The following is a 25,427-nucleotide window of genomic DNA, read 5'->3' as shown; positions in this document are numbered from 1 at the left end:
ACTTTTTCAAGGATCCTTTGCTGCGTTCAAGATAGCAAGCACTATTTTCCGGAAAAGAAATTATTTCAGCTTCCAAATAGCATTAACTGCTTTGATACATGGTATATTGCTAAAAAATGCTTAAAAATATATAATTAGATTTAAGTTGAGAAATTAAGAGGAGGAACATCATTGCCCATACCTCGTGAGAGAATAAGAAATTTTTGTATTATTGCCCATATAGATCATGGCAAATCAACACTTGCTGATAGGCTTTTAGAATATACAGGCACTATCTCTGAACGAAAAATGCAAGAGCAAGTAATGGATAAGATGGAACTTGAAAAAGAAAGAGGCATTACCATAAAGGCCAAAGCAGTGAGAATGATATACAAGGCTAAAGATGGTGAAGAATATCTTTTAAATCTGATAGATACACCGGGGCATGTAGACTTTAACTATGAAGTATCAAGAAGCCTTGCTGCCTGCGAAGGCGCCCTGCTTGTGGTAGATGCTACCCAAGGTATTGAAGCCCAGACTCTTGCAAATGTTTATCTTGCCTTAGAACACAATTTGGAGATTATTCCTGTAATAAATAAGATTGATCTTCCAAGCGCTGATCCTGATGAAACAAAGCGAGAGATTGAAGATATCATCGGCCTCGATGCCCAAGACGCTATATTGGCTTCGGCAAAAACCGGCGAAGGAATAGAAGAGATATTGGAGGCTGTAGTCAAACGCGTGCCTGCTCCGACAGGATCCGCTTCTTTACCTCTAAGAGCTTTAATATTTGATTCCCTTTATGATGCTTATAAAGGAGCGGTAGCTTTTGTCAGAGTTATAGATGGAACCATAAGGGCAAAACAAATGATAAAGATGATGTCTACCGGAAAAAATTTTGAAGTAGCAGAGGTAGGCATGTTCAATCCTGATATGCAGCCGGTAGATTTGCTTGAGGCAGGGGAAGTAGGATATGTGGCAGCCGGCATAAAAAATGTTATCGATACCCGAGTAGGAGATACAATAACCGATGCGGAAAAACCGGCAAAACAGCCTCTACCCGGCTACAAAAAAGCTGTACCGATGGTGTTTTGCGGCATATATCCGGCAGAAGGAGAAGAATATGAAGATTTAAAAGATGCTCTCGGCAAACTTCGACTCAGCGATGCTTCACTATTTTTTGAGCCCGAGATATCTGCTGCCCTAGGTTTTGGATTTAGATGCGGCTTTTTAGGCCTTTTGCATATGGATATTATTCAGGAAAGACTAGAGCGAGAATATGATCTTAATATTATAACAACAGCTCCAAGTGTTGTCTTTAAAGTTATTAAGACCGATGGAAGTATAGTAGAAATAGATAATCCTACAAATTTCCCTGATCCTTCTGAAATTGACTATATTGAAGAACCTTACGTACGAGCATCTATAATGCTGCCAACAGAATATGTAGGTGCTATTATGGAACTGTGCCAAGAAAGACGTGGGGAAATGAAGGATATGGAATACATCAATGAAAAGCGGGTTATTTTGAGATACGATATGCCACTTTCCGAGATTATATATGACTTTTTCGACCAGCTTAAGTCAAGAACTCGAGGCTATGCTTCACTAGATTATGAAATAACCGGATACAGAAAATCCGAGATGGTAAAACTTGATATTCTCATTAATGGTGAAATCGTCGATGCACTTTCTTTTATCGTACACAAAGATAAAGCATATATTCGCGGGCGCCAAATAGCAGAAAGATTAAAGGATGTTATTCCCAGACATTTATTCGAGATTCCTATACAAGCAGCTATAGGAGGCAAAATAATCGCCCGGGAGACAGTAAAGGCATTAAGGAAAAATGTGCTTGCAAAATGCTATGGCGGAGATATAACCCGTAAGAAAAAACTTTTAGAAAAGCAAAAAGAAGGCAAAAAGAGAATGCGGAAAATCGGCAACGTAGAACTTCCACAAGAAGCCTTTATGTCAGTATTGAAGATGGATTAAGATGAAACCAATAGGACTTTATATTCATATTCCTTTTTGTGTTAAAAAATGCAATTACTGTGATTTTAATTCATTTACAAAACCGGAACTCATATCTTCGTATATTTCTGCTTTAAAAAAAGAAATCGAAACTCTAAAAGACAAAGACTATATTGCACAGACTATATTTGTCGGCGGCGGGACGCCTACCATCCTCAGTCCCGAGGAACTGGAAGATGTTTTCCATACAGTTTACAAAAATATCCCGGTATCAGATAATGCTGAAATTACGATAGAAGCTAATCCTGGAACGCTGACAGAAGAAAAGCTTCTGGCTTTAAAATATGCTAAAGTAAATAGGCTAAGTATAGGCCTTCAGGCATCTCAAGACAGATTACTAAAAATAATTGGCAGAATTCATACCTTTAAAGATTTTAAAATAAATTTCGAAGCAGCTCGCCGCATCGGTTTTGATAATATTAACGTAGATTTGATTTTTGGCCTTCCTACACAATCTGTAAATGATTTTAAGGAAACCTTACAACAAGTTTTGGAATTAAATCCTGAGCATATATCGTGCTATTCCCTTTCTATTGAGGAAGGCACAATATTTTATCGCCTATTGCAAGAAGAAAAACTTAAATTGCCTTCAGAAGATGAAGAAAGACAAATGTATTATGAAGCGATTAAAATTCTTAATCAAAGCGGTTACGAACACTACGAGATTTCAAATTTTGCGGTGCCGAAAAGACAATCAGAGCATAATAAAATCTATTGGAGCTATAAGGAGTATCTTGGACTTGGAGCAGGAGCCCATTCTTTTATAGAAAATCAAAGATTTTACAATTATCCACTGATTGAAGACTATATTTATTCCATGAAAAACTTATCAAGTGCTGTGGCCGAAAGAGAAGATATAAGCATTAGAGAACAAGAAGCAGAATTTTGTTTTTTGGGGTTGCGTCTTTTGGAAGGTATAGATAAAAAAGTTTTTAAACAGAGATTTGGTACAGAATTTATGCAGGTTTACAAAAATGCTGTTGAAAATATGAAAAAAGAAGCACTTATTGAAGAAAAAGGCGATAAAGTCAGATTAACCAAAAAGGGATTGGATTTTGCCAATATAGTTTTTGCAGAATTTTTACCTTAAATTCTTGACAAAAAGTAATGTAAGTGGTATTTATATATTAGGTTTAGCACTCTAAAGATGAGAGTGCTAAAGGAGGTGGAACAGGGTGCTTGATGAGAGGAAACTAAAGATACTAGCGGCAGTGATTGAGGAATATATTGCAACTGTCGAACCTGTCAGCTCTAGAACGATAGCCAGGAAATATAATCTAGGTATAAGTCCTGCGACTATACGCAATGAAATGGCGGATTTAGAAGAATTAGGTTATTTATTCCAGCCACATACATCGGCAGGACGAGTTCCATCACATAAGGGATATAGATATTATGTGGATTTTTTGCTGCCTTCGCGAAAACTTAATGAGATGGAACAGCAGTTAATAAGACGTGTTTTTGAAAAAAGATTAAATGATCTAGAAGAAATTACTAAGCAGGCTGCCCGAGTGATTTCAAGACTTACAAGCTATACTGCAGTAATAATGGGGCCACAACTTGAAAGCAGCTCCTTAAAACACATACAAGTCAGCAGAGTTGATGAAGAAAAAGGATTACTGCTTATTGTTACAAATTATGGCAACATCAGCCACCATATTATAGATCTGCCTAAGAACTTTACAGATTCTGATCTTACCAGAATATCAAATATACTAAACGACAATCTTACAGGAAAAACTTTCTCAGAAATTACGGGAGAATTGATGAATGCTATAAGAAATGAAATGATCGAATATGATGAGCTGCTGAATATATTGTTGGAAATATTACTAAACAATCTTGAAGAAATGCAGCAAAATGCGCCGCTTATTTCCGCGGGCAGTTCAAAAATGCTGGAATATCCGGAATTTCAAGATGTAGAAAAGGTAAAAACTTTCCTCTCATTGTTAGAACATCATGAGTTGATTACAAGAGCCCTAAAGGAAGTATCAAGACCCAATACAATTACCGTAACTATCGGCAATGAAAACAGGCTTGTTGAACTGCAAGATTTCAGCATAATAACGGCCGATGTTTCTATAAACAAAAAGAACGTGGGAATATTTAGTATAATGGGTCCTACGCGCATGGAATATTCAAGAGCGATATCGATACTTGAACAAGTTACAGATTATATTATTAAAACAATAGCCGAAATGCTATGATATTTAAGGCTTATAAAGCAACAAGATCACAAGCAGCTTGAGTAAAAAGGAAAGGGGGAAGGAGATACCATGACTGCGGATAACTTCTGTAGTAACGGTAATGATAAAGAAGGTAATATAGAGCCTAAAGGAAAGGCTTACGATAGCATGCAAAAAAATGGGCCGGATGGTGAGGCTCAAGGAGAAAATAAAGGAGAAATAACTGATAATATGGAACAAAATCTTGATATGAGCCAGATTATTGAGGCTAAAGAAAAGGAAATTGATAACTATAAAAATAAATGGTTAAGAACCCAGGCCGATTTAGAAAATTACAGAAAACGGGTTGAAAGAGATATCCAGGAAATTCACAAATATGCAGGTGAAAAATTAGTAAAAGACATCCTACCCATTCTTGACAACTTTGAAAGAGCTTTGTCTGCAATTGAAGATAAGGAAAGCGACCTTTATCGAGGCGTAGAAATGATATATGAAGAATTTAAAAGAATGCTGGAAAAACATGGTGTTAAAGAGATCGAAGCACTTGGAAAACCTTTTGATCCGTACTACCATGAGGCTATAATGACTGTAGAAAGTAATGAACATGAACCAGGTATAGTTGTTGAGGTTGTAAGAAAAGGATATATGTATAATTCTAAAGTAATAAGACCTAGCATGGTTAAAGTTTCTAAGAATAATTAAAAGGGGTGATTTGATATGACTAAAGCAATAGGAATAGATCTTGGAACAACTAACTCAGTAGTAGCATACATGGAAGGTGGCAAACCTGTAATAATACCGAATGCGGAAGGCTCTAGACTTACCCCATCGGTAGTTGCATTTACAAAAGATGGTCAACTTTTAGTCGGCCAATTGGCAAAAAGGCAAGCTATAACCAATCCCGAAAGAACTATTCAATCAATAAAAAGATATATGGGAACAGATTATAGGGTTCATATAGATGATAAAACTTATACTCCGCAAGAAATATCCGCGATGATTCTGCGAAAACTGAAACAAGATGCGGAGAGCTATCTTGGAGAAAAAATTACGAAAGCAGTTATAACGGTGCCTGCTTATTTTTCAGACAGTCAGCGGCAGGCTACAAAAGATGCAGGTACAATAGCCGGTCTTGAAGTGCTCAGAATAATAAATGAGCCTACAGCTGCAGCACTTGCTTACGGCCTTGATAAAACCGGAGATCATACGATTTTGGTCTTTGACTTAGGTGGTGGAACCTTCGACGTCTCTATCCTTGAAGTTGGCGATGGAGTATTTGAAGTAAAAGCTACCAGTGGAAACACTAGACTTGGCGGCGATGATTTCGATCAACGCATTATCGATTATATAGCAGAAGAGTTCAAAAAAGAGCACGGTATTGATTTAAGAAAAGATCGTATAGCTCTACAGAGATTGAAAGAAGCAGCTGAAAGAGCCAAGATAGAATTGTCAAGTGTTTTAAGCACTGAGATAAATCTGCCTTTTATTACAGCAGACGCGAATGGTCCCAAACACTTAGAGATGACCTTAACTAGAGCAAAATTCGAAGAACTTACAAGAGATCTGGTAGAGGCTACTTTAGGTCCTACAAAGAGGGCATTATCAGATGCCGGTTTAGAGCCTAAGGACATTGATAAAGTAATATTAGTGGGCGGTTCAACGAGAATTCCGGCAGTACAAGAAGCAATCAAAAAATTAATGGGTAAAGAACCTCAAAAAGATCTTAATCCGGATGAAGTTGTAGCCCTTGGAGCTGCAATTCAAGCCGGGGTTTTAATGGGAGAAATAGATGACGTGGTTCTCCTTGATGTAACACCACTGTCTCTTGGAATTGAAACTTTAGGCGGCGTATTTACGAAGATAATTGATAGGAATACAACTATTCCCACATCCAAGAGTCAAATATTTACAACTGCAGCAGATGGTCAAACAAGTGTTGAAATCCATGTGCTTCAAGGCGAACGTCCGATGGCTGCAGACAATATTACGCTTGGAAGGTTCCAGCTTACCGGAATTCCGCCGGCTCCAAGAGGAGTGCCGCAAATTCAAGTTACTTTCGATATAGATGCTAATGGTATTGTAAGCGTAAGCGCTAAAGACCTCGGAACAGGTAAAGAACAGAAGATTACAATTTCTGCGACTTCAACCCTCAGCCAAGATGAAATTGAACGAATGATAAAAGATGCAGAAAGATTTGCCGAGGAAGACAAGAAGAAGAGAGAAAAAATCGAGGCAAAAAATAAAGCTGACTCGTTAGTATACGAATCAGAAAAAATGCTGTCTGATTTAAAAGATAAGATTAGCAAAGAAGATGAAGAGAAAGTCAGAAATAAGATTGCAGATGTGAAAGCTGCTATCGAATCTGATGATATCAATAGAATCAAAAGTGCAACAGACGAACTTACAAAAGTATTCTATGATATTTCTTCCAAATTGTACCAGAGCGGAGCTCAAGCTGGTTCTACTCCTCATGATTTTTCAGGTTCTAGCCAAGAGGATGCGGGAGCCGGCGCTGCAAGCGATGAGAAAGTTGTAGATGCTGATTATAAAGTGGTGGATGATGATAATTAACGGCTCTTTTCGGGCTGACTTAGATGAGGTGATGCCGATTGGCACAAAAAAGAGATTATTATGAAGTGTTGGGCGTCAGCAGAGATGCAACCGAAGAAGAAATAAAAAAAGCATATAGAAAGCTAGCCCGTAAATATCATCCTGATGTAAACAAAGAGGATAAGGATGCTACTGAAAAATTCAAGGAAATAAATGAAGCTTACGAAGTTCTTAGCGATCCCGAAAAGAGAGCGCAATATGATCGATTCGGTCATGCAGGAATGGGTGAAGGTGGTTTTAGCACAAGCGGTACCGGTGGATTTGGCAATTTTGGTGGATTTAGCAATTTCGGTGGTTTTACTGATTTTGGTGATTTTGGCGGCGGTAGTATCTTTGATGATATATTTGATATATTCGGCGGAGGTTTCGGAAGCACAGGTTCCAGAAGGAGCCAAAGCAGAAGAAAGGCCCCTATGCGGGGAGCCGATCTTCAATATGAATTAGAGATAACTCTTGAAGAAGCCGCCTTTGGTGCGGAAAAGGAAATTGAACTTTACCGTATGGAAAATTGCGAGGCTTGCGCCGGCACTGGAGCCAAAGCCGGCACCGGCGCAAAGACATGTCCCACATGCCAAGGCACTGGTCAGGTAAGGCAAGCTCAAACAGTAGGTAATATACACTTTACCAATGTAACTACATGTCCAAAATGTGGTGGCAGTGGTCGTATTATCGAGGAAGTATGTCCTGAGTGCAACGGCCTTGGGAAAAAAAGAGTTGCTCGCAAAATTAAAGTAAATATTCCCCCCGGAGTAGATAGCGGTTCTAAATTGCGTATTGCAGGTGAAGGTGAAGCGGGAGAAAACGGCGGACCTCCAGGAGATCTGTATATTGTGGTTCGGGTAAAGCCCCACAAGCTTTTTGTAAGAGAAGGAGACGATCTTGTTTATAAAGTCCCGATTTCCTTTGTCCAGGCAGCTCTGGGAACCGAAATAGAAGTTCCTACTTTAGACGGCAAAGTTAAGCTTAAAATACCGGAAGGAACACAGCCGGGAACTCGATTCCGCTTAAGATCAAAAGGCATGCCGCGCAGTAAAGGCCGTGGCAGAGGGGATATGTATGTGGAAGCAGAAGTGATAATACCTAAGAATCTAACTGAGGAACAGCGAGAGCTTTTGGAGCAGTTTGCTAAAATCAGCGGAGAAGATGTAAAATCCTCATCAAAAGGTTTTTTTGGTAAAATGAAAGGCGCCTTTGGCGTATAATATCAAGCAGGAGGGTTTAAATGAACTGGGTAGAAATAAGAGTAAAGACTACAACAGAGGCCATTGAAGCGGTTTCGAACATTTTTTACGAAGCCGGCGTAGCCGGAGTTGTTATCGAGGATCCAAAAATCTATCTTCGCCCTCATGATACAGAGGAATGGGATTATATAGAAATCCCGGAAGGATTAGATTTTGAAGTAGCTCAAGTGACAGGGTATTTAGTAGAAGACAGCAGCCTTGCCGAGAGGGCGGAAACGATCCGAAAACGAATAAATGAACTTCCGAATTATGGTCTTAACATCGGTAAGGGTGAAATAATTCTAACAACTATTTCTGAAACCGATTGGAGTACCGCATGGAAAAAATATTACAAACCTACCCATATAGGAAATAGAATTGTAATTAAACCTTCCTGGGAGACATATACTCCAAAACCCGAAGAAATTGTTATAGAACTGGATCCGGGTATGGCCTTCGGCACAGGCACACATGAAACTACAGTTTTATGCCTTGAAATTTTAGAGAAATACGTAAAACAAGGAATGACAGTAATTGATGTGGGGTGCGGTTCCGGCATATTGTCCATAGCAAGCGGGAAGCTGGGAGCAAGCCAAGTGTTAGCAATTGATACAGATGAAAACGCTGTACGTATTACCCAAGAAAATGCCGAAAGGAACGGACTGGATACAGTTATTCAGGCTATAAAAAATGATAAATTAAAAGACATTGATTTTAAAGCCGATATAATAGTTGCCAATATAATAGCCGACGTTATAATCGATTTGAGTAAAGAAGCAGCATTATGCTTAAAAGATGGCGGCATATTTATAGCGTCCGGAATTATAAAAGACCGAAAACTTTCTGTAATTGAAGCTTTAGAAAGGAACGGTTTCGACTTGGTTGAACAATTTGAAAAGGGCGAATGGGTTGCTCTTGTGTCAACTCAGACCCCCATCGGCAAGTAGGATGGGGGTGTTTTGTTTTATGCCAAGATTCTTTATATTTAAAGATTTGAATATAGGTGAACACACTGGGATTTCGGGAGAAGAAGCCCACCACATTGCCCGAGTGCTTAGGTATAAAAAAGGCGATATTATAAGTATTTCTGATGGCAAAAATATAGAGTATACAGGCTTAATTTTAGATATCGACATTAAAGGTCCTATAATCGAAATTGAAATTATAGATAAGAAAAATGCAGATCCAATTCGACCTTATATTACATTATATTGCGGCTTGCCTAAGGGTGAAAAGTTTGAATGGATACTCCAGAAAAACACAGAAATAGGTGTAAGCGAATTCGTACCCATGATAACTGAGCGAACAGTAGCTAATATCATGCCTTCTAAATCTGAATTTAAATTAGCGCGATGGAGCAAAATCGTTCAGGAGGCCGCAAAACAATGTATGAGGATTAATATACCAGAAGTAAGAGAGATATGCGACTTTGACACGGCTCTTAGCAAAACTGGCGACTGCCAGCTAACCATAATTCCCTGGGAAAATGAACGTGAGACTTCATTAAAAGATGTATTAAAATATAAAGGTAGAGGTGCTTCGAAAGTTGCGGTATTTATAGGTCCTGAGGGCGGTTTTTCCGAAAAAGAGATAGAAAAGGCAGTGGCTATAGGAGCAACGCCTGTAAGCTTGGGCCCTAGGATTTTGAGAACAGAGACTGCTTCATTTGCAGTATCCAGCATTATTATGTATGAAATAGGCGACATAGGAGGAAGATAATGCCTAAAGTAGCTTTTTACACATTAGGGTGTAAAGTTAACCAATACGAGTCGGCAGCGATGGCCGAACTTTTTGAAAATAGAGGCTATACCATAGTGGATTTTGATAGCGAAGCAGATGTCTATATTATAAATACTTGCAATGTTACAAACGAAAGCGCCAGGAAATCGCGCCAAATCATCCGAAAAGCTATTCGCAGCAATCCGACGGCAAAGGTTGCGGTAGTCGGCTGCTATGCTCAGACAAATGCCGACGAAATCCTTAAGATACCAGGCGTATCAGTTATTCTAGGGACTAAAGACAGACAAAAAATTGTAGATTTACTGCAGCAGTCAGATAAAACCGAGGCCCCTGTAGTCGATATTAAAAATGTAATGAAAGAGGAGACATTTGAGGAAATAGCAGTAAAGGGACATCGCCAAAAAACAAGGGCTTTTTTAAAGATAGAAGATGGCTGCAATATGTTCTGCTCTTATTGTATAATCCCATATGCAAGAGGACCGGTTAGAAGCCGCATGCTTAATAACATTCTAAACGAAGCCGAGAATTTGGCTAAGGATGGCTTTAAAGAAATAGTGCTTACCGGCATTCATCTTGGCTTGTATGGGACCGACTTAAAAGATAAAACAAGTCTGCTGGATGTAATCTCTGAAATTGCAAAAATTCAAGGCATCGAAAGAATAAGGTTAAGCTCTATAGAAATCATAGAACTTACTGACGAATTTCTATTAGGACTTTCAAAAATAGATAAATTCTGCCATCATTTTCACGTGCCGCTGCAAAGCGGATGTGATAGCGTTCTACAAAGGATGAATCGCCGTTATACTACAGCTGAATTTGCAGAAAGGGTAAGCCGCATAAGAGAATTATTGCCGGATGCATCCATTACTACAGATGTAATTGTAGGATTTCCGGGAGAAACTGATGAAGAATTCGAACAAACCAAAAACTTTATAAAAGCAATCGATTTTTCAAAACTACATGTGTTCCCCTTTTCTCCCCGCAAAGGAACACCGGCAGCCGCTATGACAAATCAAGTTGAAAAAGATATTAAAAGTACAAGATGCCATGAACTCTTAAAACTGAGCGAAAAACTCGAGGGAAACTTTCGAAATAAATTTTTAAATTCTTCACAAAAAGTACTCTTTGAGGATAAAACAAGTAACGGCCTCTATGAAGGTTTTACTGAAAACTATATTAAAGTTGTAGCACCCTCGACTTCAAATGCCGATCTTCACAATAAAATAGCTTGCGTTAAGTTAATAAAGAACCTAAACGATTGTGTTTATGGCGAAATAGCAGAACCATAAAAAATATTTGCCGAAAAGAAGGAAATTGATAAGTCGATGTTGAATAAATTTAAATAAGCTTTTATTTAATTACGAAATAGTAAGGAGGTGGAATTTCGATGGACTGTGTATTTTGCAAGATAATAAACAAAGAAATCCCGGCTAAAATTGTTTACGAAGATGAAGATCTAATTGCTATTAACGACGCCAATCCCCAAGCACCCATCCATCTCCTTTTGATTCCAAAGCAGCATCTAAAGTCAATCATGGAAATAAACGACGAGAACGCACAAATACTTGAGCAAATTATCAAACTTGCACAAAAACTTGCAGGAGAATTTGGGATAGATGAAAAGGGTTTCAGGCTAGTAGTAAACACAGGTAATGATGGAGGCCAAACTGTCCCTCATTTGCATTTTCATTTACTGGGCGGCAGATTTATGAAATGGCCCCCGGGTTGATATTGACGATAACAAAATGAAGGCATATAATAAGCTATAATCCCAGCGTATTATATAATTAAAGCAATGTTTAAGGCAGAAAGTGCAGCGGAGGGAGGGAATAAAGAATGTCAGAAGAAGTAAGAGTGGGAGAAAATGAGTCGCTTGATAGCGCGCTTCGCAGATTTAAAAGAAAATGTCAAAGGTCAGGAGTACTTTCCGAAGTGAGGAAACGCGAACATTATGAAAAACCCAGCGTTAAACGCAAGAAAAAATCCGAAGCAGCCCGTAAAAGAAAAACCCGTAAGTTTTAAGGAGCGTATGCGGCATGTCGCTAAAAGATATGTTGAATGAAGATATGAAAGTTGCTCTAAAATCAGGAGATAAAGACAGGCTTTCCGTTATTCGGATGGCAAAGTCCGCTATTGTCTATGCTGAAAAAGAAAAATGCCACGAGCTAAATGATGAAGAAGTGGTAGAGGTTCTTTTAAAGGAAATAAAAAAACGCAAAAACGATATTAGCGAATATGAGCGATTAGGTAAATCCGAAGTTGTAGAAAGTCTGGAAAAGGAAATAGAAGTTCTATCAAAATATCTCCCTCAGCAATTAACTGCAGAAGAACTTGAAGAAATAGTGCGTCAAAGTATTCGTGAGGTTGGCGCGACAAGTATAAAAGATATGGGCAAGGTTATGGGTGCGGTAATGCCCAAAATAAAAGGCAGAGCTGACGGCAGCTTAGTCAGTGAGACTGTAAAAAAGTTTTTACAGCAGTAAATATAATTTAAGAGCTTGGTGTCTTGTGATACCAGGCTCTTTTAACAATTAGGCAAGAAAGCACATACACAGATTGAGAATTTAAGGAGAAAAGCATGAGATATAAAAAAGCTTTAATCACATTTGTTTCGATTTGCTTGATATTTACTTTTCTTCAGATATGCAAAGCTGAAAACAATTCGGATGGCAAGACATATATATATGTTATTCCGGTAGAAGGGGTAATAGATAACGGCGTTGCTGTATTTACTGAAAGAGCTATAAATGAGGCTGAAAAAACTCAGGCAAAGGCCCTGATTTTTGAAATAGATACACCTGGTGGCGAAGTCAATTCGGCTATAAAAATTAGCAACAATATTCTTCGCACATCTATCCCTACAGTTGCATTCATAAATAAAGAAGCTACTTCGGCTGGCGTTATTATCGCGATATCTTGCGAGAAAATCATGGCAGTTCCGGCAGCGACCATAGGGGCCGCTGAAACTCGCCCGAATGAGGAGAAATATATTTCTTATTGGTCTTCGGCCCTAAGAGCAGTAGCGGAAGCAAGAGGCAGAGATCCACAGCTGGTTGCGGCGATGGCAGATTCAGATATAGTTATCGAAGGGGTAAAAGAAAAGGGCAAGATTTTATCTCTTACTACCAAAGAAGCCCTAAAACTGGGGCTCATAGATGAGCAAGTGGAAAATTTAGACGAAGTTATACAAAAAATCTTGCCAGAAAACAAAGGCAATGCCCAGATTATTAGAGCAAAGATGAACCTTCCGGAACAAATTGCGCACGTAGCCTCAAATCCCTACATAGCACCGATTTTATTAATGATTGGGATAGTAGGCATTGTGACCGAGATACTCTCACCGGGTTTTGGAATTCCCGGAGTAATCGGACTTATAGCCTTTGGTCTGTTTTTTGGCGGAAGCTTCATGGCAGGGGCTGCGCCTGCTTGGGTTCTCGGCCTGTTTATATTGGGAATGGCACTTCTTTTAATAGAAATATTTATGCCTGGTTTCGGAGTTTTCGGAGTAACAGGGATTTTATCAATAATTGCAGCTATAATAATGGCTTTTCCAAATCTTGAGCAGGCACTGATATCTGTCATTTTTGCTATAGCAGCAAGTAGCATCATAATATACTTTTTGATGAAGAGAATTACCGTAAACCCGATCTTTAACCGTATAATATTAGGCACAAAACAAGAAAAAGCCAAAGGTTATGTAGCAACAAGCAAAGATGCAAGTGAATTTCTCGGAGCTAAAGGTAAAACAATTACCCCATTAAGACCTACTGGTGCAGCGGTAATAAATGGAGAAAAGGTCGATGTTTTGGCAGAAGGAGAATTTATACCAAAAAATTCAGAAATCGTAGTTATAAAAGTTGAGGGAAGCAAGATTATAGTAAGAAATGCTAACAATAAGGAGAGTGAATAATTTATGGGATTCACGATAGGAATGCTTTTAATTGTTGCTGTAGTTTTTATTTTCTTAGCAGTTGTTTTAAGCTTTGTCCCCTTGGGCCTTTGGATTTCGGCCTTAGCTGCGGGAGTAAAAATAGGGATATTCAATTTGATAGGCATGAGACTTCGCCGCGTCCCTCCACATAAGATCGTAAATCCATTGATAAAAGCAGTGAAGGCCGGATTAGATGTGGGAGTTGACAAACTTGAAGCTCATTATCTTGCAGGCGGTAATGTAGACAGAGTGGTAAATGCTTTAATAGCAGCTCAGAGAGCTGAAATTCCACTTACCTTCGAAAGAGCCGCAGCTATAGATTTGGCAGGTAGAAATGTTCTAGAAGCTGTCCAAATGAGCGTAAATCCTAAGGTAATCGAAACCCCTGTGGTAGCAGCAGTAGCCAAAGATGGCATTGAGGTGAAAGCGAAAGCCCGGGTTACCGTAAGAGCTAATATTGACAGACTGGTAGGAGGCGCAGGCGAAGAAACAATTATTGCAAGAGTTGGAGAAGGAATAGTTACAACAGTAGGCTCAGCGGAAAGCCATAAAGCCGTTTTAGAAAACCCTGATTCCATATCACGGACAGTTTTAAATAAAGGCCTTGATTCAGGAACAGCCTTCGAAATCCTTTCAATAGACATAGCAGATGTTGATGTAGGCAGAAACATAGGCGCACAACTTCAAACAGATCAAGCCGAAGCAGATAAGCGCATTGCCCAGGCGCGAGCCGAAGAACGCAGGGCAATGGCAGTAGCAAAAGAACAAGAAATGAAAGCTATGGTACAAGAAATGCGGGCAAAAGTTGTTGAAGCAGAAGCGGAAGTTCCAAAGGCTTTAGCTGAGGCCCTAAGACAGGGAAAGCTTGGAGTTCTGGATTATTATAATATGAAAAATATCATTGCAGATACACAAATGAGGGATTCTATATCAAAACTTGCACCTAAAACCGACGATGATTCTCAACATAACAAAGAGTAGGTGATTTGGTGGAAGATCTAATTGTAATAATTCTTCTTGCAGTGCTTGGCATGATAGCCAAAGGGCGAGAACGATCTCAAAAATCAAAAAAGCCGGATATAAAGCCGATTCCAAAGAAAGAAGTCATTGCTCAAAAAAGCACCCCTCCCCTTCCTACAGCTGATGTTTATAATCCAGTAGGAGAAGCTGCCTTGGCTTTTGAAGAGTCTGTAGGAGTTGAAGAGAAACCTAATTTATTACATGCTCAAATTAAAACGAGACTTCCGGAAAAACAAACAGAGGTGAAAAATGAGCAAAAACCTAAGGAGGGCATAGATCTTTCCGATGCTTTTGATCGTGAAGGCATTCTTAAAGGGATAATAGTGCATGAAATACTTTCACCACCGAGAGCACTGGATAATAAAAGGCGCTGACTAATAAATGTTTGATTATTAAACCTTATAGCTTAACTGCTGTAAGGTTTTTTACTATAAAATATGGAATTCTACTCAATACTATGGTATATTAAAAGTACAAAGAGAACAAAACAGAATGTTCTCGAAGTAATTTATTAATCTATATCAGGGAGGAAAGAATTTGAGAGATAACACAGCAGAAGCCAGGGTTGCCGTAGATAATATAAATAAAATGACATCCTTGTTTGGCAACCGCGATATAAATGCAAAATATATCGAAGAGCAATTCGATGTGAGAATAGTAACTCGCAATGACGAGATTTCAATAATCGGAGAGGAAAAGGATGTTAAAACCGTAGAGCAGCTTTTAAATCAGATGGTTGAAATGCTGCAAAAAGATGATGCTCCTACGGCAAATGATGTAAAATATTTTGTAAGACTTGCAAAGAATGGAGAGGGAGAAAAGATAAACGAATTATATGATGACGTGGTATGCTATACCCACCGTGGAAAACCGATAAAGCCAAAGACAATTGGCCAAAAGCTTTACACACTTGCAATGAAGAAAAACGATATAGTTTTTGGAATAGGCCCCGCTGGAACCGGTAAAACCTATCTTGCTATGGCGATGGCAGTTACAGCATTTAAAGAGAAAGAAGTCAACAGAATTATCTTGACAAGACCTGCTGTTGAAGCTGGCGAGAAACTCGGATTTTTGCCGGGAGACCTTCAAGATAAAGTTGACCCGTATTTAAGGCCGCTGTATGATGCTTTATATGATATTTTAGGGGTAGAAGCTTTCCGCCGTTACATGGAAAAGGGATTGATTGAAGTGGCTCCCCTTGCCTACATGCGCGGACGAACTTTAGATGATTCCTTTGTTATACTTGACGAAGCCCAGAACACTACATCGGAGCAAATGAAGATGTTTTTGACGCGCCTTGGCTTTGGGTCAAAAGCAGTGGTTACCGGTGACTTAACGCAAGTTGACTTGCCTAAAGGGGTTTATTCAGGCCTTGAAGAAGTGAGAGAGATATTAAAAGATATAAAAGGAATACAGTTTGTATACCTTGATGATAAAGATGTAGTAAGACACGAAGTTGTTCAGCGAATAATTAAGGCTTATGAAAGGTTTGACGAAAAGCGCCTTAAAAAGAACGTGGAGTGATATATAACCGTGGCAAAGCTTGCTTTTCCCAAGAGATTTATAGAATCAGTCCTTACTAGTTCAATGTTCCAGAAGGTGGCGCTGGGGCTTTTTTTCTTTATAGCACTGACAGCAATGATATTTTTTTCTGCAATTCCTCCAAAATACGATGTAAGAATTGGCGAGGTTCTCCAAGAAAATATTATAGCAAAGAAGGATACAATAAATTCAATTGAAACAACTAAACTTCGACAGGCCGCAGCCGATGCTGTCCCCAAAAAATATACCTTAAATCAAACCGTTACTGCTGAAGTAAAAAACCAAACTGATAATATATTCAATTACATTAAAGAAATTAGAAACAAAGATTTCCTGACTGATGAAGAAAAAATTAAGTCATTAAGAGAAGAAATCTCAACCGAGATATCCGATGAATCATACAACAAACTTGTTGCGATAAGCGACACATCTCTAAAAGAACTTGAGACAATAGTAAAGGCCGTAATTGAAGAAGTTATGGAGGAAGGCGTTAAAGAAGATTCATTAGAAAGGACAAAAAAATATGTAATAGATGAGTTTAAAGACCTAAAACTGCCTGCAGAATATAAAAATATAGGCGAAGAAATTGCCTTATTTACGATTAAGCCTAATATGATATATGACAGAGAAGCAACCGAGGAACAGCAGCGGGAGGCCATGGAAGCCGTAGCCCCAGTAAAAGTTGTTGCAAATCAGGTACTAATTGAAAAAGGAACAGTTATAACAAAAGAGCATAAAGAAATGCTAAAGGAATTAGGATTACTTGTGGGAGAGCCGTGGGCAGATTTAGGCTTGATTGCCGGAGCTTGCATAATATCGGCTCTCCTTACAGGTATGTTAGGCTACTCCATATATACTTTTCATAAAAATGTATACGCCAACAATGTATATTTAGCTCTATTTGTGACGATAATACTCGCTACTCTGGTTATTTCAGTAGGGATAAAACCTATTTCAAAATATCTGGTGCCTTTGGCAGCGGGCAGCATGCTTATATCTATTCTCATCAATCCCAATATAGCGATACTTTCAAGTTTTGCCATGAGTGCGGTATGTGGGATAATGTTTGAAAATGACTTTTCATTTATATTAGTTGCGCTTGCAGGGGCGCTTGCAGGAGTTTTTTGCTCAACAAAAGTGTCGCTAAGATCTGATCTTACAAAGGCTGGAGTGATAATTAGCACAATAAATGTTTTTAGTATAACGGGCCTTCTGCTTTTGAATAATAGCAGCACGTTTTTGGAAGTAGCAAGGCAAAGTGCCTGGGGACTCGTCAATGGGATTTTATCTTCCATACTTGCAATTGGCATGCTTCCTTTTTTAGAAACTGCCTTTGGAATTACAAGCGCCATAAAACTGCTAGAACTTTCAAATCCGAACCAGCCACTGCTTAGAAAATTAATGCTGGATGCACCGGGCACCTACCATCATTCCGTAATAGTCGGCAACTTGGCAGAGGCAGGCGCCGAAGCCGTTGGTGCAGATGCCTTACTTGCCCGGGTGGGGGCAGATTATCACGATATTGGTAAATTAAAACGCCCATATTTTTTTATAGAAAACCAATTTATGTCGGATAATCCTCATGATAAATTAACCCCTGCTCTTAGTGCGTTAATTATTACATCGCATGTAAAAGATGGGATTGAATCGGCGGATAAATACCATCTTCCATCCTGTATTAAGGATTTCATTCAGCAGCATCATGGGACTACCTTACTATCATTTTTTTACAATAAGGCTTTAGAAGAAAACGGTGACAATAAAGATAAAAAAGTAGATAAGGAAATATATCGTTATGAAGGCCCTAGGCCTCAGAAAAAAGAAGTTGCAATAGTAATGCTGGCAGACTGCGTTGAAGCTGCAGTTAGGTCTATGCCAAATCCTACTCCCGGCAAGATCGAGGGATTGATTCGCCAGATAATCAAAGATAAACTTTCCGACGGACAATTAGATGAGTGCGATTTAACCTTAAAAGACCTTGATAAAATAGCAATCGCTTTTTCTAAAGTGCTTACGGGAATTTTTCATACGCGTATCGAATATCCCGAAAAACTGAGGGAATTACAAGGAAAGGACTTGGAATGATGGCAGATGTAATAATAAACAATATGCAAAACAAAATTGAGGTTTCAAAAGAACTGGAAGATCTTATAGCGAAGGTGATTAATGCTGCACTACTAGCTGAAAACGTGTCAGGTGATGTGGAAGTCAGTATTGTGCTTGTAGATGATGAATATATTCAAAATCTTAATAAAAACTACAGATCAATCGATGCGCCGACAGATGTACTTTCTTTTGCTATGCGGGAAAGCGTGGATGAATCGGATATCAGCTTTGAATGTGAAGAAGAAGAGTTATTGGGAGATGTGGTCATTTCATTGGAAAGGGCTAGGAGTCAAGCTGAGGAATATGGTCATTCGATAGAACGGGAGATCGGATTTTTAGTAACTCACGGCATATTACATCTTTTGGGTTATGACCATGAGACTGAAAGCGAAAGAGCAGTTATGAGAAATAAAGAAGAGAAGATTTTAGAATCCATAGGTTTAACAAGATAACAAAAGAGGTTGGCTAAGATGAAAAAAACCCGAAGCCTGGGAGAAAGTTTTTTATGCGCTTTAGCAGGGGTGGTTTACGCATTTAAAACTCAACGCAATATAAAAATTCATTTTTTTGCTGCAATAATAGTCGTATTGCTAAGTTTTTTACTCAAACTTAGCATATCTGAAATCTTAGCGATTTCCTTGACGGTTACAATGGTATTAGTTGCAGAAATGATTAATACAGCAATTGAGACAGTTGTTGATATGTATACCACAGAATATCATCCGCTAGCTAAAGCTGCTAAAAATGTAGCGGCCGGCGCTGTGCTCATATCTGCAGTAAATGCAGTAATAGTCGGATACATAGTTTTCTTTAAAAAAATAATTATGTTTTTAAATATGTAAAATACTGATTGTATTAATGAAGGAGTAAACTTTAAATGGCTCTTTATAGAACTGATGCCGTAGTCTTAGGCCACAGAAATTTAGGCGAAGCAGATAAAGTGCTTACGCTTTTTTCGCCTGACAAGGGCAAAATCCATGTTGTGGCAAGAGGAGTTAGACGGCCTCGCAGTCCCATTTTAGCCGGTACTCAGCTTTTTTGCTACAGCAATTTTTTGATTTTAGAGAACAAAAGTCTGGATTCTGTAAGCCAATGCGAAATCAAGGAATCTTTTTTTAGAATACGCCAGAGCCTAGAGGCTGTAGCATATGGATTGTATTTTGCAGAGCTTCTGAGAGCATCGACGCCCTTAGAAGATAAAAATAAACAGCTTTTTGATTTCTTTTTAAAAACAATGTATCTATTGCAGGAATCAGAAAATCCGGAGGTACTAAGCAGGATTTATGAAATAAAGCTTTTAGCACTTAATGGTTTTACACCGGAACTTTTTAGGTGCGTGAACTGCGGCAAAAAAAATTTTAATATAATTTATTTTAGCCCTTCAATGGGAGGTATTCTCTGCAGAGATTGTATCGAAAAAGATAAAAAAGCGGTAAACATTACTACAGATACCTTAAATGTAATGAGAAAGATGCTGACAAAGACCTATGAAGAACTGGAAGACATTGAAATTAAAGAATATACTAAACAGCAGCTACAGGAGATATTAGAGCTTTTTATAGAATATCATATTGATAAAAAACTTAAAACAACCCAATTTATAAAAGACGTCCAAAGCTTTCACTCATAATGCCTAAAATAATTCTTTCTGTAAAAAAGAGGATTTTTGAAAGTTTTGTAGTATAATATTAGTTGGCATTTGCAGCCTGTGCGTTTTTGAAGGGAGTGAAAACTCATAAAATTATCACCAAGACAGGCTTTGATAGTGGATATAGTAAAAAAAAATGAGCCAATTACAAGCGAACAAATTGCGGAAAAACTTAATTTGACCCGATCGGCACTGCGACCGGATCTTGCAGTTTTGACTATGCTTGGTGTGCTGGAGGCAAGACCTAGAGTAGGCTATTTCTTTACCGGTAAAGCCGTAGATACTTTAATATCAGAGAAAATAACTGATATTAAAGTAGACGAAATCAAAGCAACTCCGGTAATCGTAAAAGAAAGCACTTCTGTATATGATGCAATAGTTACCTTATTCTTGACAGATGTGGGCACCTTATTTGTTTCAGACGATGAGGGGAATCTGCAGGGGATAGTTTCCCGAAAGGACTTGCTTAAAACAGCCATAGGGAATACTAATACGCATCAAATACCTATAGGTGTTGTTATGACTAGGATGCCCAATATAGTAACTGTAACTCCCGAGGAAAGCGCATATGAAGCCGCAAGAAAAATTGTAGATCATCAAGTCGATGCACTACCGGTGGTTAAAGCTGTAATAGAAAACGGTCAAGAAAAGTATAAAATAGTTGGCAAAGTGACTAAAACAACTATTACTAAACTTTTTGTTGAGCTTGGAAAGAACTGAAGGGAGGGATAATTATAAAAGAAGATAAAAACCAGCCGGTGGTTTTTGTTGTTTCAGATTCTATTGGAGAAACAGCAGAAATTGTAACCCGTGCAACAATGGTTCAATTTAACTCCGGAAAAGTAGAAATCCGTAAAATCCCTTATGTAACGGATAGTGAATATGTGACAGACATAATTGAAGAGGCAAAACATACGGACAACTGTATAATTGTTTGCACTATCGTCCTGCCTGAGGTAAGGCAGCTTCTTATAAATCTTGCAAACGAAAACAACATTCCAATTGTGGATTTAATGGGACCCATGATGGAAGCCTTCTCAAAAATAATTGATGTGAAACCTCATCTGCAGCCTGGCTTAGTTCATCGAACAGATGAAGATTACTTTAAAAAGGTAGAGGCAATAGAATTTGCCGTGCAGTATGATGACGGTAAAGACCCGAGAGGCCTTTCCCGTGCCGATGTAGTGCTTATCGGTGTTTCCAGGACTTCCAAGACTCCCTTAGCAATGTTCCTTGCTCATAAAAGACTTAAAGTGGCTAATTTAAGGCTCGTACCTGAAGTGGCGCCTCCGGATGAATTGTTCACTCTAGCGCCCAATAAAATTGTAGGTCTTACTATAACTGCGGAAAAATTATATGAAATAAGACGTGAAAGACTAAAGGCTATGGGACTTGACGAAAAAGCAAGCTATGCGCAACTTGACAGAATAAAAGAAGAACTTGAGTATGCTGAAAACATTATGAAAAAAATCGGATGTCCACAAATTGATGTTTCGAATAAAGCAGTAGAAGAGATAGCAAGTAATATATTGGAAATAATACAGAAAGGGGAAATGTAAAGATGGCAAAAAAATATGTTTACAATTTTCGCGAAGGCAATGCTCAAATGCGCAAGCTACTTGGAGGAAAAGGCGCAAATCTGGCAGAAATGACAAAAATAGGTTTGCCTGTACCTATGGGCTTTACAATTACCACGGAAGCTTGCTTGAACTATTATGAGGAAGGTGAAAAAATATCGGAGGATATTTTATCCCAGATTTTTCAAGCATTGGAAGAGCTAGAAAAAGAAATGGGCAAAAAGCTTGGAGATCCTAAAGATCCTCTCCTTGTGTCCGTAAGATCAGGCGCTGCTATATCTATGCCCGGTATGATGGACACGATACTTAACTTAGGCCTAAATGATGAGAGCGTAAAAGGGCTTGCAGAGAAAACCGGCAACGAGCGCTTTGCCTATGACAGCTACAGAAGATTTATTCAGATGTTTGGAAATGTAGTTATGGAAGTTCCTCATGAAAAGTTTGAAGAAATAATAAGTGAGGTCAAAAAGAAAAAGAATGCTACATATGATACAGAACTAGATGCTGAAGACTGGAAGGAAGTTATAGAGGGCTACAAAAAATTGATAAGAGAAGAGACTGGGCGAGATTTTCCCCAAGATCCAAAAGAACAGCTTCTAATGGCAGTAGAAGCGGTGTTTAAATCTTGGAACAATCAGAGGGCAAAAGTCTACCGCAGGATTAATAAGATACCTGATGATTTAGGAACTGCTGTGAATGTTCAGGCAATGGTATTCGGGAATAAGGGCAATGATTCAGGAACCGGTGTTGCATTTACAAGGAATCCCTCTACCGGCGAAAAAGAAGTTTATGGCGAATTTTTAATGAATGCTCAGGGCGAAGACGTAGTTGCAGGTATCAGGACACCTCAAGATATAAAACAGCTTAAAGAAGTAATGCCTGAGGTTTATGAGCAGTTTATAAATGTTTGCAACTTACTTGAAAAACATTATCGGGATATGCAGGATATAGAATTTACCATTGAAAACGGCAAACTATACATGCTGCAGACCCGCAGCGGCAAACGCACAGCACAAGCAGCCGTTAAAGTGGCAGTTGATATGGTAAAGGAAGGCCTCATAACTAAAGAGGAAGCAATTCTTAGGGTGCCGGCGGGCCAAGTAGAGACCCTACTACACCGCAGAATAGACCCAAATGCAAAAGTGCAGCCAATAGCCAAAGGATTGCCGGCTTCACCAGGTGCAGCCTGCGGCCGTGTGGTTTTTGATCCGGATGAGGCAGAAGCTCTTGGAAACAACGGCGAAAAAATAATCCTTGTCAGAACGGAAACTACTCCTGACGATATTCATGGTATTGTAGCGGCTCAAGGCGTACTTACAAGCCGTGGAGGCATGACAAGCCATGCTGCTGTTGTGGCAAGAGGAATGGGCAAACCATGTGTATCAGGTTGTGAAAGTATTCGAATCGACTATGAAAAACAAGAGTTTAAAGTCGGGCAGATTACAGTTAAAAAAGGTGATATAATTTCTATTGATGGTTCAACAGGAGAGGTTATGCTTGGCCAAGTTCCGTTAATTGATCCTGAGCTTTCTGAAGAATTTAATCAAATTCTTGCTTGGGCCGATGAAATACGCAAACTAAAAGTTAGAGCAAATGCTGATACACCATCTGATGCTCAAAAGGCATTGGAATTTGGCGCAGAGGGAATAGGCCTTTGCAGGACAGAGCATATGTTTATGGCTCAGGATCGGCTGCCGGTAGTTCAGCAGATGATTATGGCGGAGACCAAAGAAGAAAGGGAAGAAGCACTGAGTAAGATTCTTCCAATGCAGCAAAAAGATTTTGAAGGCATATTCCAAGCAATGGAAGGTCTGCCTGTTACCGTAAGATTATTGGACCCCCCGCTTCATGAATTTTTGCCTAATGAGGAAGAACTCATAGTTGAAATAATGGAACTTAAGGCGAAAGGCCCATCCAAAGAATTAGAAGAAAAACAAGAAATATTAAAGAAAGTTCGTGCGCTAAGCGAAATGAATCCAATGTTGGGACTTAGAGGATGCAGGCTTGGCCTCTTATATCCTGAAATATATACTATGCAAGTTAGAGCGATACTTACAGCAGCATGCAATCTTGCAAAGAAAGGCGTAAAAGTTCTTCCTGAGATCGAAATACCATTGGTAGGACATGAGGCCGAACTTAGAATTCTAAGAGAAGCCGTAGAAAAAACAGCAGAAGATGTGTTTGAAGAAGAAGGAATTAAAGTACACTACCTAATAGGTACAATGATTGAGCTGCCGAGAGCTTGCCTTACTGCTGATAAAATTGCAAATTATGCAGATTTCTTCTCTTTTGGAACAAATGATTTGACACAGACAACATTCGGCTTTAGCCGAGATGATGCTGAGGGCAAAATACTTCCACATTATATTGAAAACAAGATACTAAGCGATTCACCGTTTATTGTTTTAGATAGAGATGGAGTCGGCTTATTAATGAAGATGGCAGTAGAAAAAGGCCGCAGTGTAAAACCTGATCTTCTGATAGGTATTTGCGGTGAGCACGGCGGCGAACCCAGTTCGGTAGAGTTTTGTCATATGATAGGGCTTGATTTTGTAAGTTGTTCGCCCTTTAGAGTACCTATAGCACGACTTGCTGCGGCTCAAGCTCAGCTTACAAATCCCAGAGAGGATAATAATTAAGATAGGTTAAAAAGCTTATATTCGTAAATATAAAAACAAAAAAGCAAGAGTGCCAATTACATTGTGTTGCACTCTTGCTTTATCTATTTTTTAATAAATTAGAGGAAAAAGGGATCTTGATATCGAATATCATATATACGAGAATGACCAAAAGCTGATTCGGAAATCTTTAAGGAGTGGTGTCCTGTGAATTTTCGCGAAAGACAGGAGGACTTTGAAAGAAATTATCTTTCCCCTTATGCCTCTCTGAGCTGTAATACGAAAGGTAGATGCAGAGAGGAGGAAAAATGTAGTATAAGAACAGATTTTCAAAGAGACCGAGACAGAATAATTCACTCAAAAGCTTTCCGACGATTAAAACACAAAACCCAGGTATTTATTTCGCCTGAAGGCGACCATTACAGAACTCGTATCACTCATACACTAGAAGTATCTCAGATAGCACGGACGATATCTCGAAGTTTAAGATTAAACGAAGACCTAACAGAAGCTATTGCATTAGGGCACGATCTAGGACACACACCTTTTGGGCATACGGGCGAACAAGTGCTAAATGAGCTTTTAGACGAGGGCTTCAGACATGAAGAGCAAAGCCTTAGAGTCGTAGATTTTTTGGAAAAAGGCACAGGGCTTAATCTTACATGGGAAGTGCGAGATGGGATTAGAAACCATACCACAAGGGGAAAACCTGCAACATTAGAAGGATATGTGGTAAGGCTATCTGATTGGATTGCATATATAAATCATGATATTGATGATGCTGAAAGAGCAGGAATACTTAAAGAAGAGGACCTGCCGCGAAAATCAGTTGCCATTTTAGGCAAAAAGCACGGAGAGCGTATTGATACAATGATTAAGGATGTTATCGAGACAAGCTATGAAAAAGCCGAAGTAAAAATGAGTGATAATGTTTTTAATGCAACTTGGGAACTGAGAACATTCCTCTTTGAAAAGGTTTATATAGGTTCATCTGCAAAGACCCAGGAAAACAAAGTCAGAGAAATGATCAAACTCTTATTCGAACATTATATTAATAACCCGGATCTTATGCCTTTAGAATTTGTAAAAATATCCCAGGAGTCAGGAATTCAAAGAGCGGTGGCTGATTATATAGCAGGAATGACGGATATTTTTGCAATAAGCAAGTTCAAAGAGTTTTTTGTTCCATCATCATGGCCCTTGGAAATATAAAAAA

Annotated in this window: 24 protein-coding genes; all 24 read left to right on the top strand. The window is 38.9% G+C overall.

The features are described from left to right. The first annotated feature begins 171 nt into the window (after positions 1-171). The 24 genes from lepA to TSYNT_RS07815 all read left to right on the top strand — a co-directional run bounded on the left by lepA (position 172) and on the right by TSYNT_RS07815 (position 25,423). Positions 172-1,974, top strand: coding sequence for a translation elongation factor 4 (gene lepA / locus TSYNT_RS07930; RefSeq protein WP_059032968.1), 1,803 nt, complete (start codon positions 172-174; stop codon positions 1,972-1,974). A gap of 1 nt (position 1,975) precedes the next feature. After that, positions 1,976-3,103, top strand: coding sequence for a radical SAM family heme chaperone HemW (gene hemW, locus TSYNT_RS07925; RefSeq protein ID WP_059032967.1), 1,128 nt, complete (start codon positions 1,976-1,978; stop codon positions 3,101-3,103). A gap of 85 nt (positions 3,104-3,188) precedes the next feature. Next, positions 3,189-4,220, top strand: coding sequence for a heat-inducible transcriptional repressor HrcA (gene hrcA / locus TSYNT_RS07920; RefSeq protein WP_059032966.1), 1,032 nt, complete (start codon positions 3,189-3,191; stop codon positions 4,218-4,220). Positions 4,221-4,289: 69 nt separating this feature from the next. Then, on the top strand, positions 4,290-4,901 hold the full coding sequence (grpE, locus tag TSYNT_RS07915; protein ID WP_083497715.1) for a nucleotide exchange factor GrpE: 612 nt from the start codon (positions 4,290-4,292) through the stop codon (positions 4,899-4,901). 15 nt (positions 4,902-4,916) lie between these two features. Beyond that, on the top strand, positions 4,917-6,770 hold the full coding sequence (gene dnaK / locus TSYNT_RS07910) for a molecular chaperone DnaK (protein ID WP_059032965.1): 1,854 nt from the start codon (positions 4,917-4,919) through the stop codon (positions 6,768-6,770). A gap of 38 nt (positions 6,771-6,808) precedes the next feature. Then, the gene (dnaJ, locus tag TSYNT_RS07905) at positions 6,809-8,011 is read left to right on the top strand and encodes a molecular chaperone DnaJ (RefSeq protein ID WP_059032964.1); all 1,203 of its coding nucleotides are present in this window, start codon (positions 6,809-6,811) and stop codon (positions 8,009-8,011) included. A 20-nt stretch (positions 8,012-8,031) separates the two neighbouring features. Then, a complete protein-coding gene (prmA, locus tag TSYNT_RS07900; protein WP_059032963.1) occupies positions 8,032-8,976 on the top strand; it encodes a 50S ribosomal protein L11 methyltransferase in 945 nt (314 codons plus the stop codon). Positions 8,977-8,995: 19 nt separating this feature from the next. Then, a complete protein-coding gene (locus TSYNT_RS07895) occupies positions 8,996-9,748 on the top strand; it encodes a 16S rRNA (uracil(1498)-N(3))-methyltransferase (protein WP_059032962.1) in 753 nt (250 codons plus the stop codon). Next, positions 9,748-11,058 (top strand): tRNA (N(6)-L-threonylcarbamoyladenosine(37)-C(2))-methylthiotransferase MtaB, encoded by a 1,311-nt coding sequence (gene mtaB / locus TSYNT_RS07890; RefSeq protein ID WP_059032961.1) that lies wholly within the window; start codon positions 9,748-9,750, stop codon positions 11,056-11,058. The genes TSYNT_RS07895 and mtaB overlap by 1 nt, the downstream gene beginning before the upstream one ends. 98 nt (positions 11,059-11,156) lie before the next feature. Next, complete coding sequence (locus TSYNT_RS07885) at positions 11,157-11,498, top strand: histidine triad nucleotide-binding protein (protein ID WP_059032960.1); 342 nt, start codon at positions 11,157-11,159, stop codon at positions 11,496-11,498. Between the two features lie 107 nt (positions 11,499-11,605). After that, on the top strand, positions 11,606-11,791 hold the full coding sequence (gene rpsU, locus TSYNT_RS07880; RefSeq protein WP_059032959.1) for a 30S ribosomal protein S21: 186 nt from the start codon (positions 11,606-11,608) through the stop codon (positions 11,789-11,791). A 14-nt stretch (positions 11,792-11,805) separates the two neighbouring features. After that, positions 11,806-12,252 carry a GatB/YqeY domain-containing protein gene (locus TSYNT_RS07875; RefSeq protein ID WP_059032958.1) on the top strand — a complete coding sequence of 149 codons (447 nt, stop codon included), beginning with the start codon at positions 11,806-11,808 and terminating at the stop codon, positions 12,250-12,252. 95 nt (positions 12,253-12,347) lie between these two features. Further along, a complete protein-coding gene (locus TSYNT_RS07870; protein ID WP_059032957.1) occupies positions 12,348-13,679 on the top strand; it encodes an NfeD family protein in 1,332 nt (443 codons plus the stop codon). A 3-nt stretch (positions 13,680-13,682) separates the two neighbouring features. Further along, positions 13,683-14,681 carry a flotillin-like protein FloA gene (gene floA / locus TSYNT_RS07865; RefSeq protein WP_059032956.1) on the top strand — a complete coding sequence of 333 codons (999 nt, stop codon included), beginning with the start codon at positions 13,683-13,685 and terminating at the stop codon, positions 14,679-14,681. 8 nt (positions 14,682-14,689) lie between these two features. Further along, complete coding sequence (locus TSYNT_RS07860; RefSeq protein WP_162780995.1) at positions 14,690-15,094, top strand: hypothetical protein; 405 nt, start codon at positions 14,690-14,692, stop codon at positions 15,092-15,094. 214 nt (positions 15,095-15,308) lie between these two features. Beyond that, positions 15,309-16,244: a PhoH family protein gene (locus TSYNT_RS07855; protein ID WP_059033233.1), complete on the top strand. Its 936-nt coding sequence runs from the start codon at positions 15,309-15,311 to the stop codon at positions 16,242-16,244. Between the two features lie 9 nt (positions 16,245-16,253). Continuing rightward, on the top strand, positions 16,254-18,347 hold the full coding sequence (locus tag TSYNT_RS07850; RefSeq protein WP_238142664.1) for an HD family phosphohydrolase: 2,094 nt from the start codon (positions 16,254-16,256) through the stop codon (positions 18,345-18,347). Beyond that, on the top strand, positions 18,344-18,820 hold the full coding sequence (ybeY, locus tag TSYNT_RS07845) for an rRNA maturation RNase YbeY (protein ID WP_238142663.1): 477 nt from the start codon (positions 18,344-18,346) through the stop codon (positions 18,818-18,820). Before TSYNT_RS07850 ends, ybeY begins: the two co-directional genes overlap by 4 nt. An 18-nt stretch (positions 18,821-18,838) precedes the next feature. Continuing rightward, positions 18,839-19,210, top strand: coding sequence for a diacylglycerol kinase family protein (locus TSYNT_RS07840; RefSeq protein WP_059032953.1), 372 nt, complete (start codon positions 18,839-18,841; stop codon positions 19,208-19,210). Between the two features lie 35 nt (positions 19,211-19,245). Beyond that, positions 19,246-19,998, top strand: coding sequence for a DNA repair protein RecO (gene recO / locus TSYNT_RS07835; protein WP_059032952.1), 753 nt, complete (start codon positions 19,246-19,248; stop codon positions 19,996-19,998). A gap of 105 nt (positions 19,999-20,103) precedes the next feature. Next, entirely contained in the window at positions 20,104-20,736 is a 633-nt protein-coding gene (gene ccpN, locus TSYNT_RS07830) for a transcriptional regulator CcpN (protein ID WP_059032951.1), read from the top strand. Between the two features lie 38 nt (positions 20,737-20,774). Continuing rightward, positions 20,775-21,575: a pyruvate, water dikinase regulatory protein gene (locus TSYNT_RS07825; RefSeq protein ID WP_238142661.1), complete on the top strand. Its 801-nt coding sequence runs from the start codon at positions 20,775-20,777 to the stop codon at positions 21,573-21,575. Between the two features lie 2 nt (positions 21,576-21,577). Continuing rightward, positions 21,578-24,232, top strand: coding sequence for a pyruvate, phosphate dikinase (gene ppdK, locus TSYNT_RS07820; protein WP_059032949.1), 2,655 nt, complete (start codon positions 21,578-21,580; stop codon positions 24,230-24,232). A gap of 186 nt (positions 24,233-24,418) precedes the next feature. After that, complete coding sequence (locus TSYNT_RS07815; RefSeq protein ID WP_059032948.1) at positions 24,419-25,423, top strand: deoxyguanosinetriphosphate triphosphohydrolase; 1,005 nt, start codon at positions 24,419-24,421, stop codon at positions 25,421-25,423. Positions 25,424-25,427: the final 4 nt, after the last annotated feature.

This window comes from Tepidanaerobacter syntrophicus, assembly GCF_001485475.2.
Lineage (GTDB): Bacteria > Bacillota > Thermosediminibacteria > Thermosediminibacterales > Tepidanaerobacteraceae > Tepidanaerobacter > Tepidanaerobacter syntrophicus.
The sequence above is the reverse complement of the archived record's forward strand: the minus strand, read 5'-3'. Positions and strand labels throughout refer to the sequence as shown.

Bases quoted from the DNA above. Each gene is read 5' to 3' on its own strand.
- hemW (WP_059032967.1), top strand. From the start codon at position 1,976: ATGAAACCAATAGGACTTTATATTCATATTCCTTTTTGTGTTAAAAAA.
- grpE (WP_083497715.1), top strand. From the start codon at position 4,290: ATGACTGCGGATAACTTCTGTAGTAACGGTAATGATAAAGAAGGTAAT.
- dnaK (WP_059032965.1), top strand. From the start codon at position 4,917: ATGACTAAAGCAATAGGAATAGATCTTGGAACAACTAACTCAGTAGTA.
- prmA (WP_059032963.1), top strand. From the start codon at position 8,032: ATGAACTGGGTAGAAATAAGAGTAAAGACTACAACAGAGGCCATTGAA.
- TSYNT_RS07895 (WP_059032962.1), top strand. From the start codon at position 8,996: ATGCCAAGATTCTTTATATTTAAAGATTTGAATATAGGTGAACACACT.
- mtaB (WP_059032961.1), top strand. From the start codon at position 9,748: ATGCCTAAAGTAGCTTTTTACACATTAGGGTGTAAAGTTAACCAATAC.
- TSYNT_RS07885 (WP_059032960.1), top strand. From the start codon at position 11,157: ATGGACTGTGTATTTTGCAAGATAATAAACAAAGAAATCCCGGCTAAA.
- rpsU (WP_059032959.1), top strand. From the start codon at position 11,606: ATGTCAGAAGAAGTAAGAGTGGGAGAAAATGAGTCGCTTGATAGCGCG.
- TSYNT_RS07875 (WP_059032958.1), top strand. From the start codon at position 11,806: ATGTCGCTAAAAGATATGTTGAATGAAGATATGAAAGTTGCTCTAAAA.
- TSYNT_RS07870 (WP_059032957.1), top strand. From the start codon at position 12,348: ATGAGATATAAAAAAGCTTTAATCACATTTGTTTCGATTTGCTTGATA.
- floA (WP_059032956.1), top strand. From the start codon at position 13,683: ATGGGATTCACGATAGGAATGCTTTTAATTGTTGCTGTAGTTTTTATT.
- TSYNT_RS07855 (WP_059033233.1), top strand. From the start codon at position 15,309: ATGACATCCTTGTTTGGCAACCGCGATATAAATGCAAAATATATCGAA.
- ybeY (WP_238142663.1), top strand. From the start codon at position 18,344: ATGATGGCAGATGTAATAATAAACAATATGCAAAACAAAATTGAGGTT.
- TSYNT_RS07840 (WP_059032953.1), top strand. From the start codon at position 18,839: ATGAAAAAAACCCGAAGCCTGGGAGAAAGTTTTTTATGCGCTTTAGCA.
- recO (WP_059032952.1), top strand. From the start codon at position 19,246: ATGGCTCTTTATAGAACTGATGCCGTAGTCTTAGGCCACAGAAATTTA.
- ppdK (WP_059032949.1), top strand. From the start codon at position 21,578: ATGGCAAAAAAATATGTTTACAATTTTCGCGAAGGCAATGCTCAAATG.